The sequence below is a fragment of the Streptomyces sp. NPDC000410 genome, assembly GCF_040300305.1.
Taxonomy (GTDB): Bacteria; Actinomycetota; Actinomycetes; order Streptomycetales; family Streptomycetaceae; genus Streptomyces.
The window spans coordinates 1-18,406 of record NZ_JBEPDM010000036.1; the positions used below are offsets into that span (position 1 = coordinate 1).

Annotated in this window: 17 protein-coding genes; 13 read left to right on the forward strand and 4 right to left on the reverse strand. The window is 70.5% G+C overall.

Annotated elements, in window-relative coordinates:
* The first annotated feature begins 460 nt into the window (after nt 1-460).
* The 8 genes from aroA (at nt 461) to ABT342_RS27665 (ending at nt 10,039) form a co-directional block, all read left to right on the forward strand.
* Entirely contained in the window at nt 461-1,681 is a 1,221-nt protein-coding gene (gene aroA, locus ABT342_RS27630; RefSeq protein ID WP_351579447.1) for a 3-phosphoshikimate 1-carboxyvinyltransferase, read from the forward strand.
* 45 nt (nt 1,682-1,726) lie between these two features.
* Nucleotides 1,727-2,995: a 1-deoxy-D-xylulose-5-phosphate reductoisomerase gene (gene dxr, locus ABT342_RS27635; RefSeq protein ID WP_351579450.1), complete on the forward strand. Its 1,269-nt coding sequence runs from the start codon at nt 1,727-1,729 to the stop codon at nt 2,993-2,995.
* Complete coding sequence (locus ABT342_RS27640) at nt 2,992-4,293, forward strand: M50 family metallopeptidase (protein WP_351579453.1); 1,302 nt, start codon at nt 2,992-2,994, stop codon at nt 4,291-4,293. The genes dxr and ABT342_RS27640 overlap by 4 nt, the downstream gene beginning before the upstream one ends.
* A 185-nt stretch (nt 4,294-4,478) precedes the next feature.
* Nucleotides 4,479-5,633 carry a flavodoxin-dependent (E)-4-hydroxy-3-methylbut-2-enyl-diphosphate synthase gene (gene ispG, locus ABT342_RS27645; RefSeq protein WP_351579456.1) on the forward strand — a complete coding sequence of 385 codons (1,155 nt, stop codon included), beginning with the start codon at nt 4,479-4,481 and terminating at the stop codon, nt 5,631-5,633.
* A gap of 221 nt (nt 5,634-5,854) precedes the next feature.
* Nucleotides 5,855-6,700 carry a GNAT family N-acetyltransferase gene (locus ABT342_RS27650; protein ID WP_351579459.1) on the forward strand — a complete coding sequence of 282 codons (846 nt, stop codon included), beginning with the start codon at nt 5,855-5,857 and terminating at the stop codon, nt 6,698-6,700.
* Nucleotides 6,701-6,728: 28 nt separating this feature from the next.
* Entirely contained in the window at nt 6,729-7,268 is a 540-nt protein-coding gene (locus tag ABT342_RS27655) for a GNAT family N-acetyltransferase (RefSeq protein ID WP_351579462.1), read from the forward strand.
* A 323-nt stretch (nt 7,269-7,591) separates the two neighbouring features.
* Nucleotides 7,592-9,289: a proline--tRNA ligase gene (locus ABT342_RS27660; RefSeq protein ID WP_351579465.1), complete on the forward strand. Its 1,698-nt coding sequence runs from the start codon at nt 7,592-7,594 to the stop codon at nt 9,287-9,289.
* Nucleotides 9,290-9,559: 270 nt separating this feature from the next.
* Nucleotides 9,560-10,039, forward strand: coding sequence for a cupin domain-containing protein (locus ABT342_RS27665; RefSeq protein WP_351579468.1), 480 nt, complete (start codon nt 9,560-9,562; stop codon nt 10,037-10,039).
* 105 nt (nt 10,040-10,144) lie between these two features.
* Here ABT342_RS27665 and ABT342_RS27670 read toward each other — a convergent pair whose 3' ends face one another.
* Nucleotides 10,145-11,134, reverse strand: coding sequence for a GlxA family transcriptional regulator (locus ABT342_RS27670; RefSeq protein ID WP_351579471.1), 990 nt, complete (start codon nt 11,132-11,134; stop codon nt 10,145-10,147).
* A gap of 124 nt (nt 11,135-11,258) precedes the next feature.
* On the opposite strand from ABT342_RS27670, the gene ABT342_RS27675 reads away from it, so the two are divergent.
* The 3 genes from ABT342_RS27675 (at nt 11,259) to ABT342_RS27685 (ending at nt 14,748) form a co-directional block, all read left to right on the forward strand.
* Complete coding sequence (locus ABT342_RS27675) at nt 11,259-11,849, forward strand: cysteine hydrolase family protein (RefSeq protein WP_351579474.1); 591 nt, start codon at nt 11,259-11,261, stop codon at nt 11,847-11,849.
* Nucleotides 11,850-12,201: 352 nt separating this feature from the next.
* On the forward strand, nt 12,202-13,365 hold the full coding sequence (locus ABT342_RS27680; RefSeq protein ID WP_351579477.1) for a hypothetical protein: 1,164 nt from the start codon (nt 12,202-12,204) through the stop codon (nt 13,363-13,365).
* Nucleotides 13,366-13,497: 132 nt separating this feature from the next.
* The gene (locus ABT342_RS27685) at nt 13,498-14,748 is read left to right on the forward strand and encodes a CynX/NimT family MFS transporter (RefSeq protein WP_351579480.1); all 1,251 of its coding nucleotides are present in this window, start codon (nt 13,498-13,500) and stop codon (nt 14,746-14,748) included.
* A gap of 50 nt (nt 14,749-14,798) precedes the next feature.
* Here ABT342_RS27685 and ABT342_RS27690 read toward each other — a convergent pair whose 3' ends face one another.
* From ABT342_RS27690 to ABT342_RS27700, 3 genes are read right to left on the reverse strand one after another with little or no spacing between them, the layout of a single operon-like run.
* Nucleotides 14,799-15,671, reverse strand: coding sequence for an aminoglycoside phosphotransferase family protein (locus tag ABT342_RS27690; RefSeq protein ID WP_351579483.1), 873 nt, complete (start codon nt 15,669-15,671; stop codon nt 14,799-14,801).
* A 17-nt stretch (nt 15,672-15,688) separates the two neighbouring features.
* A complete protein-coding gene (locus ABT342_RS27695) occupies nt 15,689-16,126 on the reverse strand; it encodes a ferritin-like domain-containing protein (RefSeq protein ID WP_351579486.1) in 438 nt (145 codons plus the stop codon).
* Nucleotides 16,123-16,656 carry a hypothetical protein gene (locus ABT342_RS27700; RefSeq protein WP_351579489.1) on the reverse strand — a complete coding sequence of 178 codons (534 nt, stop codon included), beginning with the start codon at nt 16,654-16,656 and terminating at the stop codon, nt 16,123-16,125. Before ABT342_RS27700 ends, ABT342_RS27695 begins: the two co-directional genes overlap by 4 nt.
* Before the next feature lie 187 nt (nt 16,657-16,843).
* Here ABT342_RS27700 and rimP point away from each other — a divergent pair, with 187 nt between their 5' ends.
* Both rimP and nusA read left to right on the forward strand, forming a co-directional pair.
* Nucleotides 16,844-17,341, forward strand: a complete 498-nt coding sequence (gene rimP / locus ABT342_RS27705; RefSeq protein ID WP_351579492.1) for a ribosome maturation factor RimP — start codon at nt 16,844-16,846, stop codon at nt 17,339-17,341.
* A 2-nt stretch (nt 17,342-17,343) separates the two neighbouring features.
* Nucleotides 17,344-18,369 (forward strand): transcription termination factor NusA, encoded by a 1,026-nt coding sequence (nusA, locus tag ABT342_RS27710; protein WP_351579494.1) that lies wholly within the window; start codon nt 17,344-17,346, stop codon nt 18,367-18,369.
* Nucleotides 18,370-18,406 lie beyond the last annotated feature (37 nt).

Sequence of the window (18,406 nt, forward strand, 5' to 3'; positions counted from 1 at the left end):
AGCCGACGTCCTCTTCGCCATGCTCCGCGACGGCACCTTCTACGACCCCCAACCCGCCCCCACGGGTTGACCAAACCCATAGGGGCACCCCCCGGTTGTGGCCGTTCGCCTCGCTGAAGCGGGCCCACCCACCCGTCCCCCCCACGTTGTGGGCATTCGTCCCGCTGGGGCGGGCCCCACCCGTCCCCCTCGTTGTGGGCATTCGTCCCGCAGGGCGGGACGGGTGGGCACAACCCACGACTCCGGGCACCGCTACGACGGGCGCCCGCCCCGGGGCCCCGGGTGAACCCCGGTGCGGGGCACCTGCTCGGAGGGCCCGCCCCGGGCACCCGGTGCGACCCGGTGCGGGCCGGTGCGGGCCGGGCACGTAAGGGGCACCCCGCCCCTGGGGTTGTGCCCACCCGTTCCGCCCTGCGGAACGCCCGCCCACGACGGACCCGGCACGCGGCAGGATGCCCCCGTGACCCTCATCGACATCCCCGGCTCCAAGTCCGTCACCGCCCGCGCCCTCTTCCTCGCCGCCGCGGCCGACGGGACGACCACCCTCCTGCGGCCCCTCGTCTCCGACGACACCGAGGGGTTCGCCGAGGGCCTCACCCGGCTCGGCTACCGCATCGAGCGCACACCGGACGCCTGGCGGGTCGAGGGCCGCCCCGAGGGCCCCGCCGTCGACGACGCCGACGTGTACTGCCGCGACGGCGCCACCACCGCCCGCTTCCTGCCCACCCTCGCCGCAGCCGGCCACGGCACCTACCGCTTCGACGCCTCCCCGCAGATGCGCCGCCGCCCTCTCCGCCCGCTCACCGAAGCCCTGCGCACGCTCGGCGTGGACCTCCACCACGAGGCGGCCGAGGGCCACCACCCCCTCCGTATCGCCGCCGCCGGCATCAAGGGCGGCGAACTCACCCTCGACGCGGGCCAGTCCTCCCAGTACCTCACCGCGCTCCTCATGCTCGGCCCGCTCACCGCCGAGGGCCTGCGCATCACCGTCACGGACCTCGTCTCCGCCCCGTACGTGGAGATCACGATCGCCATGATGCGCGCCTTCGGCGTCGAGGTCGTCCGCGACGGCGACACCTTCACCGTCCCGCCCGGCGGCTACCGCGCCACCACCTACGCCATCGAGCCCGATGCCTCCACCGCGAGCTACTTCTTCGCCGCCGCCGCCCTCACCCCCGGCCGCGAGATCACCGTCCCCGGCCTCGGCACCGGCGCCCTCCAGGGCGACCTGCGCTTCGTCGACGTACTCGAGGCCATGGGCGCGGACGTCCGCGTCACCCCGGACGGCACCACGGTCCGGGGCACGGGCCCGCTCCGCGGCCTCACCACCAACATGCGCGACATCTCCGACACCATGCCGACCCTCGCCGCCATCGCGCCCTTCGCCACCGGCCCGGTCCGCATCGAGGACGTCGCCAACACCCGCGTCAAGGAGTGCGACCGCCTGGAGGCGTGCGCGCAGAACCTGCGCGCCCTCGGCATCACCGTCACCACCGGCCCCGACTGGATCGAGATCGAACCGGGCACCCCGAAGGCCACCGAGATCGCGACCCACGGCGACCACCGGATCGTGATGTCGTTCGCGGTCACGGGCCTGCGCGCGCCCGGCATGACGTACGACGACCCCGGCTGCGTACGCAAAACCTTCCCCGGCTTCCACGAGGCCTTCGCCACGTTGTGACAGGTGGTGACCGAACCGGTAGCGGATGCGGCCACAATGGGGGGCATGAGCGACAGCCCATCCCCTCTGGCCGACCCGCACATCGCCTTCGATCCTTCCGAAGGCCGCCGGGACATCGTGGTCCTCGGCTCCACCGGGTCCATCGGCACCCAGGCCATCGACCTGGTCCTGCGCAACCCCGACCGCTTCCGCGTCACCGGCCTCTCCGCCGCCGGCGGGCGGGTGGAGCTGCTCGCCGAGCAGGCGCACCGACTGCGGGTGCGGACGGTCGCCGTCGCGCGCGAGGACGTCGTACCGGCGCTGACCGAGGCACTCGGCAGCCTCTACGGTCCGGGCGAGCCGCTCCCCGAGATCCTCGCCGGACCCGACGCCGCGACCGACCTCGCCGCCTCCGACTGCCACACCGTGCTCAACGGCATCACCGGCTCCATCGGCCTCGCCCCGACGCTCGCCGCCCTCGAAGCGGGCCGCACCCTCGCCCTCGCCAACAAGGAGTCGCTGATCGTCGGCGGCCCGCTCGTCACGGCGCTGGCGAAGCCCGGCCAGATCATCCCGGTCGACTCCGAGCACGCCGCGCTCTTCCAGGCCCTGGCCGCCGGCACCCGCGCCGATGTCCGCAAGCTCGTCGTCACCGCCTCCGGCGGACCCTTCCGGGGCCGTACGAAGGCGGAGCTGGCCGACGTCACCCCCGCCGACGCCCTCGCGCACCCCACCTGGGCCATGGGCCCGGTGATCACGGTCAACAGCGCGACCCTCGTCAACAAGGGCCTGGAGGTCATCGAGGCGCACCTCCTCTACGACATCCCGTTCGACCGCATCGAGGTCGTCGTCCACCCGCAGTCGTACGTCCACTCGATGGTGGAGTTCACGGACGGCTCGACCCTCGCCCAGGCCACCCCGCCCGACATGCGCGGCCCGATCGCCATCGGCCTGGGCTGGCCCCAGCGGGTGCCCGACGCCGCGCCCGCCTTCGACTGGTCCAAGGCCTCCACGTGGGAGTTCTTCCCCCTCGACACGGAGGCCTTCCCGTCCGTGGGACTCGCCCGGCATGTCGGGGAACTGGGCGGTACGGCTCCGGCGGTGTTCAATGCCGCGAACGAGGAATGCGTGGACGCGTTCCTCGCCGGGCGGCTGCCGTTCAACGGAATCATGGAGACGGTCACGGCGGTCGTCGGTGAGCACCAGGGTGTTCGGGGAACCTCGCTGACGGTACCGGACGTCCTTGAGGCGGAGACCTGGGCGCGCGCCCGCGCCCGGGAACTGGCCGGTCGGGCTGGTCTGGCCGGCAAAGCTACGGCGGAGGCTCGCGCATGACGATTCTGTTGACGGTCCTCGGCATAGCGCTCTTCGCCGTCGGGCTGCTCTTCTCCATCGCCTGGCACGAGCTCGGCCACCTCTCCACGGCCAAGCTCTTCGGCATCCGTGTACCGCAGTACATGGTCGGCTTCGGCCCCACGATCTGGTCGCGGCACAAGGGGGAGACGGAGTACGGAATCAAGGCCATCCCGGCCGGCGGCTACATCCGCATGATCGGGATGTTCCCGCCCGGCGCCGACGGCCGGGTGGAGGCCCGCTCCACCTCGCCCTGGCGCGGCATGATCGAGGACGCCCGCTCGGCGGCGTTCGAGGAGCTGCGGCCCGGCGACGAGACCCGGCTCTTCTACACGCGCAAGCCCTGGAAGCGCGTCATCGTGATGTTCGCGGGCCCGTTCATGAACCTGGTGCTCGCCTTCGTGATCTTCGTCGGCGTCATGATGTCGTTCGGCACCGCGACCCAGACGACCACGGTCGGCGGGGTCCAGAAGTGCGTCATCGACCAGAGCGAGAACCGCGACACCTGCGCCAAGGGCGACCCGGTGTCACCGGCCCAGCGAGCGGGTCTGCTGAAGGGCGACAAGATCGTCGCCTTCAACGGGGTGCCGGTGAAGGACTGGGCCGACCTGTCCAACCGCATCCGCGACACCATCGGCCCCGCCACCATCACGGTCGAACGGGCCGGCCAGGAGCGGGTCCTGAAGGCCACACTGCTGGAGAACGGGGTGGCAGCGAAGGACGACGACGGCGAGATCATCCCCGGGAAGTTCGTCCCCGCCGGCTACCTCGGCTTCGCCGCCAGCACCGAGATCGTGCCGCAGACCTTCGGCCAGTCCCTGGACCGCATGGGCGACATGATCGAGAACGGCGCCGAGGCGATCATCTCGCTCCCCGCCAAGATCCCCGACCTGTGGGACGCGACCTTCGGCGACGGCGAACGCAAGGACGACTCGCCGGTCGGCGTGGTCGGTGCCGCCCGCATCAGCGGTGAGGTGCTCAACATGGACGCCCCCACCGAGAACATCATCGCGACGTTCCTGATGCTGCTCGCGGGCTTCAACCTCTCCCTGTTCCTGTTCAACATGCTGCCGCTGCTGCCGCTGGACGGCGGTCATATCGCGGGTGCGCTGTGGGAGTCCGTACGCCGCAACATCGCCAGGCTGTTCCGGCGGCCCGACCCGGGGCCCTTCGACGTCGCGAAGCTGATGCCGGTCGCCTATGTGGTGGCCGGGATCTTCATCTGCTTCACGCTGCTCGTGCTGGTCGCGGACATCGTAAACCCGGTGAAGATCTCCTAGCGGGGCACGGCGAGGAACGGCGGGAAGCGGTGAGGAGTGGCCGGGCGGGGTTTGCCGCCCGGCCACTCACTCTTTGGGCTGTACCAACGGATCGGTGTGCTGCCGCCGTGACCCGTGGCGTAACCTCGGAGGCTGGAGCCCGCCGATCTCGGGACCTTGATCCAGACCTTGGGGTTGCACAGCAGATGACCGCGATTTCACTCGGTATCCCGTCCGTTCCGACCAAGCTGGCCGACCGCCGGGTCAGCCGCAAGATCCAGGTCGGATCGGTCGCAGTCGGCGGCGACGCGCCTGTCTCCGTGCAGTCGATGACGACGACCAGGACTTCCGACATCGGTGCGACGCTCCAGCAGATCGCCGAGCTGACCGCGTCAGGCTGCCAGATCGTCCGCGTCGCCTGTCCCACCCAGGACGACGCCGACGCGCTCGCCACGATCGCCAGGAAGTCGCAGATCCCGGTGATCGCCGACATCCACTTCCAGCCGAAGTACGTCTTCGCCGCGATCGACGCGGGCTGTGCCGCGGTCCGGGTCAACCCCGGCAACATCAAGCAGTTCGACGACAAGGTCAAGGAGATCGCGAAGGCGGCCTCCGCGGCCGGCACCCCGATCCGGATCGGCGTCAACGCCGGCTCGCTCGACGCCCGGCTCCTGGCCAAGTACGGCAAGGCCACCCCGGAGGCGCTCGTCGAGTCCGCCCTGTGGGAGGCGTCGCTCTTCGAGGAGCACGGCTTCCGCGACATCAAGATCTCGGTCAAGCACAACGACCCGGTCGTGATGGTCAACGCCTACCGCCAGCTCGCCGCCCAGTGCGACTACCCGCTGCACCTCGGCGTCACCGAGGCCGGTCCGGCCTTCCAGGGCACCATCAAGTCCGCCGTCGCCTTCGGCGCGCTGCTCAGCGAGGGCATCGGCGACACCATCCGGGTCTCGCTCTCCGCGCCGCCGGCGGAGGAGGTCAAGGTCGGCATCCAGATCCTGGAGTCGCTCAACCTGCGCCAGCGCCGACTGGAGATCGTCTCCTGCCCGTCCTGCGGCCGCGCCCAGGTCGACGTCTACAAGCTGGCCGAGGAGGTCACCGCCGGTCTGGAGGGCATGGAGGTCCCGCTGCGCGTCGCCGTCATGGGCTGCGTCGTCAACGGCCCGGGCGAGGCCCGCGAGGCCGACCTCGGCGTCGCCTCCGGCAACGGCAAGGGGCAGATCTTCGTCAAGGGCGAGGTCATCAAGACCGTTCCCGAGTCGAAGATCGTCGAGACGCTCATCGACGAGGCGATGAAGATCGCCGAGGAGATGGAGGCGGCCGGCATCGCCTCGGGCGAGCCGCAGGTCTCCGTCAGCTGACCCACCGGGCACCGCGAGGACACGTCGCGAGGGACACGTACCGCGAGGGACACGTACCGCGAGGACGTGCCTCGTGAGGACACACGCTCAGTGAAGGACCGGACCCCCGCCGGGGGTCCGGTCCTTCCGCGTATGAGGTGCGCCAAAGCATCTCCGGGTACAGTGCGGAGATCAGTGGAACAGGCCCTGAGCGGTGCCGAAGGAGTGTTGGAGCGGCCCTCGTGTTGACGCAGACCACCACCCGGGTCCTCGACCCCGGGGACCTCGGCGCCGCGCTCGCCCTCCTCGAAAGCGAGCCCGTCGCCAACGCTTTCGTCACCTCCCGTGTCCAGGTCGCCGGACTCGATCCCTGGCGCCTCGGCGGCGAGATGTGGGGCTGGTACGAGGACGGGCGGCTGCGCTCGCTCTGTTACTCCGGCGCCAATCTGGTCCCCATCTGCGCCACCCCCGAAGCCGTACGCGCCTTCGCCGAACGCGCCCGCAGGACCGGCCGCCGCTGCTCCTCCATCGTCGGCCCCGCCGAATCCACCGCCCTGCTGTGGCAGCTCCTCGAACCGAGCTGGGGACCGGCCCGTGACATCCGCGCCCACCAGCCGCTGATGGTCACCGAGTCGATGCCGACGCACATCGACCCCGACCCGTCCGTCCGCCGCGTCCGCAAGGACGAGATGGACGTGATCATGCCCGCGTGCGTGGCCATGTTCACCGAGGAGGTCGGCGTCTCGCCGCTCGCGGGCGACGGGGGACTGCTCTACCAGGCGCGCGTGGCCGAGCTCGTCGGCGCCGGGCGTTCCTTCGCCCGCGTCGACGACGGCACGGTCGTCTTCAAGGCCGAGATCGGCGCCGCCACCCCGCACGCCTGCCAGATCCAGGGCGTCTGGGTCGCCCCCGAATACCGCGGCCGGGGCCTGTCCGAGACGGGCATGGCCGCCGTCATCCGCTACGCGCTCGCCGATGTCGCACCGGTCGTCAGCCTGTACGTCAACGACTACAACACCGCCGCCCGCGCGGCGTACCACCGCGTCGGATTCCGCGAGGTGGGCGCGTTCATGAGTGTGCTGTTCTGATCACTTCACGGGCAAGTAGGGTTCCGGCATGGAACACGATGTCGTGGTCGGCCCCCTCAACCTCGCCGAGCGCGTCGACGACGCCCTCGCGGTACAGGCCCTCGCCTTCGGGCTGAGCGAGGACGAGATCGCGATCCGCCGCCACATCGTCCTGCGCCACCTGCGCTACCCGGGCGCCCGCGCCTTCGGCGCCACCGACCCCGACGGCCGCCTCGTCGGCTTCGTCTACGGCCAGCCCAACGACCGCACCCACTGGTGGTCCACCGTCGTCGAGCCGTACCTGCGCGGCAACGGCTCCGAGTACTGGCTCGACCACTCCTTCGTCATCACCGAGCTCCACGTCCACCCCTCGTTCCAGGGCCGCGGCATCGGCCGCACCCTGATCACCACGATCACGGACGGCGCCGCCGAACCCCGCTCGATCCTCTCGGCGATCGACATCGAGAGCCCCGCGCGCGGGCTCTACCGCGCGCTCGGCTACCAGGACCTGGCCCGCCACGTCCTGTTCCCGAGCGCCCCGAAGCCGTACGCGGTGATGGGGGCGCCGTTGCCGTTGCGGCGGGGGTGAGTGGGCGGGCCGGGGGTCCGGGGGTTGCCCCCGGGAGATGCAGTCCGAGCGCCCCGAAGCCGTACGCGGTGATGGGTGCGCCGTTGCCGTTGCGGCGGGGGTGAGTGGGCGGGCCGGGGGTCCGGGGGTTGCCCCCGGGAGATGCAGTCCGAGTGCCCCGAAGCCGTACGCGGTGATGGGGGCGCCGTTGCCCTTGCGGCGGGGGTGAGCGGGCGGCCGGGGGTCCGGGGTGAGCGGGGCCGGCGGGGGAACTGATTTCCGCCCTTCGGGACTGCCCGGCTAACCTCCTGGCATCACCCTTTCTTGTACGCAGGAGAAAACCCATGGCAGCCCAGGTCCAGCGCATGTCCCGTCTGATGGTCAAGACACTGCGCGACGACCCGGCAGACGCGGAGACGCTCAGCCACAAGCTCCTGGTCCGCGCGGGCTACGTACGCCGTAACGCCGCCGGAATCTGGAGCTGGCTGCCGCTCGGTATGCGGGTCCTGGAGAACGTCGCGCGCGTCGTGCGCGAGGAGATGGACGCCATCGGCGCCCAGGAGGTGCTGCTCCCGGCCCTCCTGCCCAAGGAGCCGTACGAGGCGACCGGGCGCTGGGAGGAGTACGGCGCCGAGCTGTTCCGCCTCCAGGACCGCAAGGGCGGTGACTACCTCCTCGGCCCCACCCACGAGGAGATCTTCACCCAGCTCGTCAAGGACCAGTGCACCTCGTACAAGGACCTTCCGGTCATCCTGTACCAGATCCAGACGAAGTACCGCGACGAGGCGCGTCCCCGCTCGGGCATCCTGCGCGGCCGCGAGTTCCAGATGAAGGACTCGTACTCCTTCGACACGACCGACGAGGGCCTGGCGGAGTCGTACGCGCTGCACCGCGAGGCGTACATCAAGATCTTCCAGCGCCTCGGCCTGGAGCACCGGATCGTCTCCGCCGTCTCGGGCGCGATGGGCGGCTCGGCGTCGGAGGAGTTCCTCGCCCCGGCCGCCGCCGGTGAGGACACGTTCGTCTACTGCACCTCCTGCGACTACGCGGCCAACACCGAGGCCGTCACCTTCGCGCTGAAGCCGGCGGACGGCTCGGCGCACGGGGCGGTCGAGGAGCTGGACACCCCGGACACCCCGACGATCGAGTCGCTCGCCGAGTACCTCGGTGTGCCGGCGTCCGCGACGCTGAAGAACCTCCTCGTCAAGGTCGACGGCGAGATCGTCGCGGTCGGCGTCCCGGGTGACCGCGAGGTCGACCTCGGCAAGCTCACCGACCACCTGGCCCCGGCCGCGGTCGAGCTCGTCACCGCCGAGGACTTCGAGGGCCGTCCGGACCTGGTGCGCGGCTACGTCGGCCCGCAGGGCCTGGAGAAGGTCCGCTACATCGCCGACCCGCGCATCGCGCCCGGCACCGCGTGGATCACCGGCGCGAACAAGCCCGACACGCACGCGAAGAACGTCGTCTGCGGTCGTGACTTCGAGGTCGACGACCACCTCGACGTGGTCGTCGTCGAGGACGGCGACCCGTGCCCGAGCTGCGGCTCGGACCTCAAGCTGGACCGCGCGATCGAGATCGGCCACATCTTCCAGCTGGGCCGCAAGTACGCGGACGCCTTCCAGCTCGACGTCCTCGGCCAGAACGGCAAGCCGGTCCGCGTGACCATGGGCTCGTACGGGATCGGCGTCTCGCGGGCCGTCGCGGCGCTGGCCGAGCAGCACGCGGACGAGCAGGGCCTGTGCTGGCCCCGCGAGATCGCCCCGGCCGACGTCCACGTCGTCGCGGCGGGCAAGGCGCTCCAGACCGAGCTCGCCCTCGACGTCGCCGGGAAGCTCGGCGCGGCGGGTGTGCGGGTGCTGGTGGACGACCGGGCGGGCGTCTCGCCGGGCGTGAAGTTCACCGACGCGGAGCTCATCGGCGTGCCGAAGATCCTGGTCGCGGGCCGCCGCTCCGCCGAGGGTGTCCTGGAGCTGAAGGACCGCCGCACGGGCGAACGCGAGGAGCTCACGGTCGACGAGGCCCTCGCCCGCCTCACGGCCTGACCCCGTCCAGGGGGCGACTGCCCCTGTCATCGTGCCTGACGACTTAGCCGCAGATCTATGTCTGGATCTGCGGCTAAGTCGTCATTGCTGACAGTCGGCGAGGAAGGAACGATGGAGACATGACCGGCGCTCGCCTCACGCGAGAAGCAATTCGCAGTCATCATCGCGAAGTTGCTTCCCGCTCCTTCGGCATGCGCCCTGACGATCCATAAAATCTAAGGAGACATCATGCATGGCAAGGCGAGGAAGATATCCGCGGTTATGGCTGCCATGACTTCGGTTGCCTTGCTGGCGTCCTGCTCGTCCGGCGCCGAGGCGAAGGACGACAAGAGCACCACCAAGTCGTCCCCGAGCGCGACGGTGGCCCCGGAGAAGAAGGCCCAGTCCCAGTCCCAGTTCCTCTCGTTCCCCGAGCCCAGCCGCAAGTGGACGGAGCTCCCGGGGACCGGCGGGGTGAAGTACTCGAACGTGCGGGGCGATCTTGCCGGGACCGGCAACTACGAGGCGTTCGTGCACTTCCCCGCGGGGAAGGACAACCCGGAGCACATCCACAAGCAGGACCTGCCCACGGTCGTCCTCAAGGGCACCTTCTACGCGGTGATGGACGGAAAGCGGATCCAGTACCCCGCCGGCTCCTACTACCACCTCCCGGCCAACAAGCCGCACCTGAGCGGTTGCGAGAAGGGCACGGACTGCCTGCTCTTCCAGTACCAGCAGGACCACTTCGACCTGATCCCCACCAAGAAGTAGGCAGGTCCCCCCGCCTTTCCGGGGCAACAGCCGGAGGCCGGCGCCGTGTTCGGCGCCGGCCTCGGGCGGATCCCCGTCCGACCGGCCCCGGCGGTCCCGCTCCCGCTAAACGGAATGCCGGAACCGGGCGCGGTACTCCGTCGGTGTCGTGTTGAGCTTCCTGCGGAACGCGCGAATGAGGGTGTCGATCGTGTTGAAGCCACAGGCGGACGCGACGCGTTCGAGGGTGTCGTCGGTGGATTCGAGCAGCTGGCGGGCGACTTCGACGCGGGCGGCCTCGACGTAGACGGCGGGGGTCATGCCGAGTTCGGTCTTGAAGATCCGGACGAGCTGCCGTTCGCTGATGTGGGCGTGCTCGGCGAGGTCGGCGGCGGTGAGGTGTCCGGCGATGTTCTGCGTGATGTAGTGGCGCAGGTCGTCCATGCGGCGGGTGGTCGGGGCGGGTTCGGTCGGGACGCTGAACTGGCTCTGCCCGCTGGGTCGTTTCAAGTACATGACCAGCTGGCGGGCTACGCGCAGGGCGGTGGTCTCACCGAAGTCCTCGGCGACCAGGGCGAGTGACAGGTCGAGGCAGGCGGTGATGCCGGCTCCGGTCCAGACGTCCTGATCGCGGATGAAGATCGGGTCGGCGTCGACCTCGATCGCCGGGTGATCGGCGGCGAGCTGCTGCGCGGTCGACCAGTGGGTGGTGGCGCGTTTGCCGTCGAGCAGTCCGGCGGCCGCGAGGAGATGCGCACCCACGCACACGGACGCGACGCGCTTGGACCTGCTTGCCAGTTCCTTCACCCAGTGGACCACGGTGGGATCGGTGACGGCGTGCACGCGGCTCTGGTCGTCGACCTCGACCGAGCCGGGGACCATCAGGGTGTCGATGCTGCGGGTGGCCGCTTCCTCGAAGGTCATGTCGGGCAGGACACGGACCCCGGCGGCGGTGGTGACCGGGTCGAGGGTCTCGGCGGCCAGGGCCACGTGGTAGCCGGTCGCGTCGCCGGTCTCGCGCTGGAAGAGGGAGAACACCTCTGCCGGGCCGGTGACATCGAGCAGGTCGACGCCCTCGAAGAGCAGTACGACGATGAACCGTTTGATGCCGCTCATGCGAACCCCCCAGTGGATGTCAGTATCTGCAAGTTACCTGACATTGTGGCCATATGGGTTCTGTTCGTAGCGTGGAGCACGCCACTTCAGGCATTCCGATCTTCACGTTCAAGAAGGTGCACCCATGTCTTCGACCACCCTGCGGGAACTCAGCGGCCTCGACCAGACCCCGGCGTCGCTCGCCAGCTCGACGCTGATCATGGTCGACTACCAGAACACCTACACCCGCGGCGTCATGGAGCTGGACGGCTGGCAGCCCGCTCTCGAGTCCGCCGCCGAGCTGCTGGGCAAGGCCAGGGCCGCCGGCGCCACGGTCATCCACATCATGGCCCACGGCGACGAGGGCACCCCGTACGACAACAACGCCGAGATCGGCCAGATCCACGCCAGTGTGGCGCCGATCGACGGTGAGTCCGTCGTCGTCAAGACGGTGCCCAACGCGTTCCACAACACCGAGCTGGCCGAGCTCGTGGAGAAGGCCGGGAACAAGGACGTCGTCGTCGCCGGCTTCATGACCAACATGTGCGTGACCTTCACCGCCGAGGGTTCGTTCCTGCGCGGCTACAAGCCCACGGTCGTCGCGGACGCCTGCGCCACCCGTCCGCTGAACGCGGTGGGCAACACCCTGTCCGCCACGCAGATCCACAACGCCGCGCTCGCGACCATCGAGGACCTGTACGGCGTGGTCGTTCCGTCGCCGGCCGCGCTGGTCTGACCCCCTTACCTCCCCCCGGAGGAGCCCCGCCGCAGGGGCGTCGTGGCCCCCCGTCCATGACGCCCCTGCGGCGGTTTTTTTACGCATTCCGTTTGTAGAAAAAGGAGTAGACGCATTCCATTTGTAAAAAGCGCTCTGGTGCATTCCGCTTGTAAAGAATGCCCCAGTGTATTCCGTTTGTGAAAAAAGTTCGGGTCCATTCCATTTGTGAATTTGGCCCGGGAATTCAACGAGCTGTACCGGCAAGTGCTGTGTTTTCCCATAATTCCCCGAATGCCTGCCCGGTCACTACGGTGATCACGGAGGCCGAGGGGGCCTCCGTTCACCTCAACACCCAGGGGGGTTACGGAAGTTGGCCACGAGAAGGAAGTTCATCGGTACCGCTGCCGCGGTCGGTGCCGTGACGATGCTCGGCACCACGCAGGCCTCTGCCGAGGAAGCCGTCGTTGACGCGGCGACCGACGGTGCCGCGCTGACCGACGCGGACGCCGCGCGTAAGCGGGAAGCGCGCGACGCGATCCTCGCGGTCAACGTCGGCATGCGCAGCAACTACGCCACGCTCAAGACCGAGCTGATCAAGAAGCTCACCCCGGTGATCATCGTCCAGAACGATGCCAAGGGTGGAAAGTACTTCCTGGTCCACAACGGCCAGACGATCTCCGAGCAGCCGATCTCCGAGACGTTCGAGCTGGCGAAGTCGATCGCCCACATCCCGCTGGGCATCTTCTGCATCATCGCGCCGTACCTGAACAAGCGCGTCCCGCCCGAGCACCTGACCGCGGGGGACATGTTCCCCCACGACCTGGAGATGGTCGCCTACGTCGGTCCCTCGACCACCAACTGGATCGCCCCGCTCCAGGAGTTCGACCGGACCATCACGACCGCCCGGCAGAAGCTCGAGGACGCGCGGCTGCCCGCACAGCTCCAGGCGTCCTGTGCGAACATCCTCGACAAGGCGCACAACTTCATCGAGAACTCGGTGCGGGACCGCTCGTTCACGATGCAGACGTTCGAGGCCTTCTCCGGCGCCGTCTACGGCGACATCCGCACCAACATGAAGTTCGCTTCCCAGGTGCAGATCGCCGGCGTCAAGGACATCATGACCCGCTGGAAGGCGAAGGTCGGCGACACGGCCTGGAAGGAGCTCTACGTCGTCGTCCTGTCGATCTGGACGACGTCCGTTCTGAACCAGAACAGCATCATCCTCAAGCAGTACATGGACCAGGCGCACGTCGAGTCGCACCTGCTCGACATCGTCACCGCGCAGCTGCCGACCGACCCGGTGTTCACCGCGCTGGACAACCTCGCGCGCATCGTCCAGGACAACATCGCGGCGGAGATGGTGTTCTCCGCCGACCAGCAGGTCGCCAACGCCCTCAAGGGCAAGCAGGACCTGCTGTCGGAGGAGATCCTGGTCCAGCTCGGCGGCAAGTCCACGGCCACGCCGGCGGCCGCCGCCGCGGCCGCCACGTGCCCGATCACGGGTAAGGGCCAGGCCACCACCGCTCTCGTCTAAGCAGTACGGCACACCGCCCCGGGGACGGCGGGTGCAAAGGCGACGGCTCCCCTCACGAGAGACACCGCGCGACGCGGTGCCGCCTCTCGCGCAGGGGAGCCGTCGTCGTTTTCTACGGGGGGAACCACCACCATGACCTTGACCTTTTTACGCACGCGCAAGGCCGCCCGGATATGGGTTCTCGCCGGCCTGGTGCTGCTCACGCTGAACCTGCGCGCGGCGATCACCGAGATACCGCCGGTACTGGACCACCTGCAAGCGACGTTCCACCTGAGCGGGACCGGGCTGAGCGTGCTGACCACCCTGCCGGTGCTGTGCCTCGGGGTGTTCGCCGCCGTCACACCCGCCATCGCACGCAAGGCCGGGACCGAGGCCACCGTCACCGGGGCGGCCTTCCTCATCACCGTGGGCATCGTGCTGCGGACCGTCGCCTCACCGGTGGCCCTGTTCGCCGGAACCGTACTCGCCGGGGCGGGCATCGCCATGGGCAACGTACTGATGCCCGTCGTCATCAAGCAGCACTTCGCCAGGCGCGTCGGTTTCTACACCGGCCTCGCCATGACGCTCATGGCGGTCAGCGGCGCCATCGCCGCCGGGCTCGCCGTCCCCCTGACCGACGTGGCGGGATGGCGCGTGGCGCTGGCCGTGTGGGCCATTCCCTCACTGGCCGCCGTGCTGGTGTGGGGGCCGCTCTCCCTCCGCGCCCGCCCGGCCGCGGCACGCCGGGTCACCCGCGACACCAGGGAACCGTCACTGCTGCGCTCCCCACTGGCCTGGGCGGTGTCGGCCTTCCTGGGCGTGGTCTCACTCATGTTCTACGTCCTGGTGGCCTGGCTGCCCGCCATCATGCAGGACCAGGGGTTCACCGCGGCCGAAGCGGGACTGATGGCCTCGGCCATGCTGACCATCGGCATCCCCCTGGGCTTCCTGGTTCCCGTCGGCGCGGCACGCATGCAGGATCAGCGCCCGCTGGTCGTCCTCGTGGCCTCCGTGAAAGCGATGGGCTTCAGCGGCATCCTCCTCGCCCCCCAGGCCGGATGGGTGTGGATCACCGTCCTTGGCATCGCCACCGGCAGCGCCTTCCCCCTCGCCATCACCCTCCTGAGCCTGCGCTCACCCGACCCCCTGGTGGCGGCGCGCCTGTCCGGCATGGCACAGACGATCGGCTACCTCCTCGCCGGGCTCGGACCTCTCGCCATGGGGACACTCCACGAACTGACGGGAGACTGGAACAGCCCACTCCTCCTCACGCTCGGCCTGGCGATCCCGGGTACGGCCTTCGGCCTGGTGGCGGCCCGCCCCGGCTTCGTGTCCGGCATCACCCGCGAGGAGCGGCAACCCACACCCACCCTGGTGGGAAGCGGGCTGCGCAGCCAGGGCTGAACCCCGGTTCCGGACGATCCCCCGGGGCCGACGGCACCGTGGCGCGACGGCTACAGCCAGCCCGCGAACTCCAGCGCCAGTTCGCCTTCCGTGCCACGGCCGCAGGCCACCGCGCGGGTGCCGGACTCGACGGCGCGGAAGAGGGTCCAGCCCCTCAGCCGGTCCGGGTCCACGTCCAGCGAGTCGGCCAGTCTGTTCACACGGCGGCGGGCCGCCGACGGGCCCGAGGCCGACGCGACCAGGTCCTCGACCCGGTCGCGGACCAGCCGCGCCACGTCGTACGCGCGCTCCCCGACCACCGGCTCCGGACCGACCGCGAGCCACGGCACCCGGTCGCCGCCGAGGACCTTGCCCTGGCGGAAGTTGCCGTGCAGCAGGAGGAGTTCGGGGGAGGTGGCGGCCAGCTCCTCCCGCGCCGCGAGCGCCGCCGCCACCAGCCCCGGCGGCCCGGCGTCGGCGCGGGCCGACAGCGCGGCCGCCTGGGCGGCGGTGCGGTCGGCCACCGTCCCGAAGGCGTGGCCCGCCGGCGGCTCGACCCACAGCCGCCGCACCGTCCCCGCCGCCTCCAGGAGCGCCTTCGAGTCCGGCAGGGAACGTACGGACACCTCCGGATGCAGCCGCTCCAGCAGCAGCACCCCGTCGTAGCCGTCGAGCAGCCGCACCGCGCCGAACCCGTCCCACCGCGCGAGAGCGGCCCGCTCCAGCTCCGGCGCGGCGAAAGGGGGCGCGATCTTCAGGGCGGCGGGCGAGCCGTCCGGCCGCCGCACCAGGGCGACGAGGCCGCTCCGGCCGCCCGGCGCCATCACCCGCTCGACGTCCAGGCCGTACCGGGAGACCGCCTCGTCGAAGAGCTTGGGCAGCTGTCCCAGCCAGTCACTGTCACCGAGCGCCCGCACCAGACGCCGGGGCGGTTCGAAAGCCATACGTGCGTTGTTCCCCTTCACTGCGCTGTGAGCCGCGCCGCGCTCCGCTCGGCGAGCCCCGGAAAGGCTACGCCGCTGCCCCGCCACCGCACCGCCCGGACCGCCGCCTCCCGCAGGGCGCCCGCGGCCTCCCGCCGCAGCGGGCCTTCGGCGGCCCGTACGAGATCGGAGTAGACGCCCGCGACCCGGTCCTCCAGCACCGCCGCGAGCCGCACCGCCGCGGCCGCGTCCGGCACCGGGAACGGCAGCGCGTACGCGGCATCGGCCGCCACGGGCACCCCGCCCAGGTCGCGCACGGTCCGCTCCAGCGCGTCACGCCGCGCCCGGTGCGCCGCGTACGCGGACGTGGCCTCGGTCCGGCGGCCGGCCCCGACGCGGGCGCCGACGACGCCGTACCCGTACACGGCGGCGTGCTCCGCGGCCAGCGCCGCCTGTGCGGCCTTCAGCGTGCTCACGAGCGGGCTCCGTCCTTCGCGGGCTTCGAGGGCTTCGCCAGCAGGTACGCGTGCGCCGCTCCGGCCGCCGCCACCGAGGCGAGCAGCCGGGCGTACTCCGGCGGCGCGCCGGTCAGCTCCGCGGTGTGCGCGTCGGCGGTGGTGCGCTCGGCCGTGGCCAGTTCCCCTACGGCGGTCAGGGCGTCGGCGGACACGCGCGGCCGCGCGGGCTCACCGGGGGTGGCGGACGGCGCGGCAGAGGCGGCGGCCGCCGGCGACAGCGCCTCCACATGCAGGGCGACGGCCGCCCGCAGCGGAGCCAGCCGGGCCGCCAGCCCGGGATGGAGGAGCAGGACCGCGTCGTACCGCGCGAGCAGCGCGCGGCTCGCAGCCGCGCTCCGCAGCCGCAGCGCCGTCTCCGCGAAGGCGGCCCCGGACGCCGTCCGGGGGACGGCCGGATCGTCGGACGAACACCCGCTCAGCCCAGTGGCGAGCGCCGCCGCCCCGGTCGCCATGAGCGCACGTCTGCGCGTCGTTCCCCTGCGCTGCATGCGGTCTCTCCTCGGGCCCAGGGCCTTGTCGTCCGGATCGGGCCGGCAGGCCTCGCTGTGATCACCGCAGGCGAGCGTACCCGCGGCCCGGCCGCCGGTGGACGGCAACACCCCCTGGGACCGGATACCCTTTGTGCTGACACGCGACGAAACCCACAACAGCACACGCGGCCGAGGAGTCACCCGGATGAGCACCACCCAGAGCGAGAGGCTGCGCGGACTGCTCGAACCGCTCGTCAGCGCCGCGGATCTGGATCTGGAAGAGATCGAGCTGTCCCGGGCCGGCCGACGCCGTGTGCTGCGGATCGTCGTGGACTCCGAAGAGGGTGTGGACCTCGACGCCTGCGCCGAGCTGAGCCGTGTCATCTCCGACAAGCTCGACGCGACCGACGCCATGGGCGAGGACGAGTACCAGCTCGAAGTGACCTCCCCGGGCGCCGAGCGCCCGCTCAAGGAGCACCGCCACTACGTGCGCGCGAAGGGCCGGCTGGCCCGGTTCACCCTGCATGAGGGCGGTGAGCTGGTCGCGCGGATCCTCGACCTGGACGACGACGGCCTCGATCTGGAGGTGCCGGGTGTGAAGGGGCGCAAGCCCACCGCCCGCCGTGTCGCCTTCGACGAGATCGCCAAGGCCCGCGTGGAGATCGAATTCAGCCGCAAGGACAAGAAGGAAGAGGAGGCGTAGCCGTGGACATCGACGTGAAGCTCCTGAGGGGCTTGGCACAGGAGAAGGAGATTGCCTTCGACCTGCTGGTCGAAGCGATCGAGTCGGCCCTCCTCATCGCCTACCACCGGACCGAGGGAAGCCGCCGTCACGCCCGCGTCGTGCTCAACCGTGAGAACGGGCACGTGACCGTGTGGGCGAAGGAGGACCCGTCCGAGCTCGAGGAGGGCCAGGAGGCCCGCGAGTTCGACGACACCCCGCACGACTTCGGCCGGATCGCGGCATCGACCGCCCGCCAGGTCATCCAGCAGCGGCTCCGGGACGCCGAGAACGACGTCACCTTCGGCGAGTACGCGCGCCGCGAGGGCGATGTCGTCGCCGGCATGGTGCAGCAGGGCAAGGACCCGAAGAACGTCCTGGTCCGGCTGGACGACAAGCTGGAGGCCATCCTGCCGGTGCAGGAGCAGGTGCCCGGCGAGGAGTACACGCACGGCCTGCGCCTGCGGACGTACGTCGTCCGAGTGGCGAAGGGTGTGCGTGGTCCGTCCGTCACCCTGTCGAGGACCCACCCCAATCTGGTGAAGAAGCTCTTCGCCCTGGAGGTCCCGGAGATCGCCGACGGTTCGGTGGAGATCGCGGCGATCGCCCGCGAGGCCGGCCACCGCACCAAGATCGCCGTACGGTCCACCCGCAGCGGCCTCAACGCCAAGGGCGCCTGCATCGGCCCGATGGGCAGCCGTGTGCGCAATGTCATGGCCGAGCTGCACGGCGAGAAGATCGACATCGTCGACTGGTCGGACGACCCGGCCGAGATGGTGGCTAACGCGCTCTCCCCGGCCCGTGTCTCCAAGGTCGAGGTCGTCGACCTGGGAGCCCGGTCCGCACGGGTGACGGTGCCCGACTACCAGCTTTCGCTGGCGATCGGCAAGGAGGGGCAGAACGCCCGCCTCGCCGCCCGGCTCACCGGCTGGCGCATCGACATCCGGCCGGACACGGAGCAGCCGGCCGGCCAGGACGCCGGACAGGCCGCGGGCGCCGACCGGGACTGAGCTCCGCCACGGGAATAGATCGCGCCGTGGTTACGTT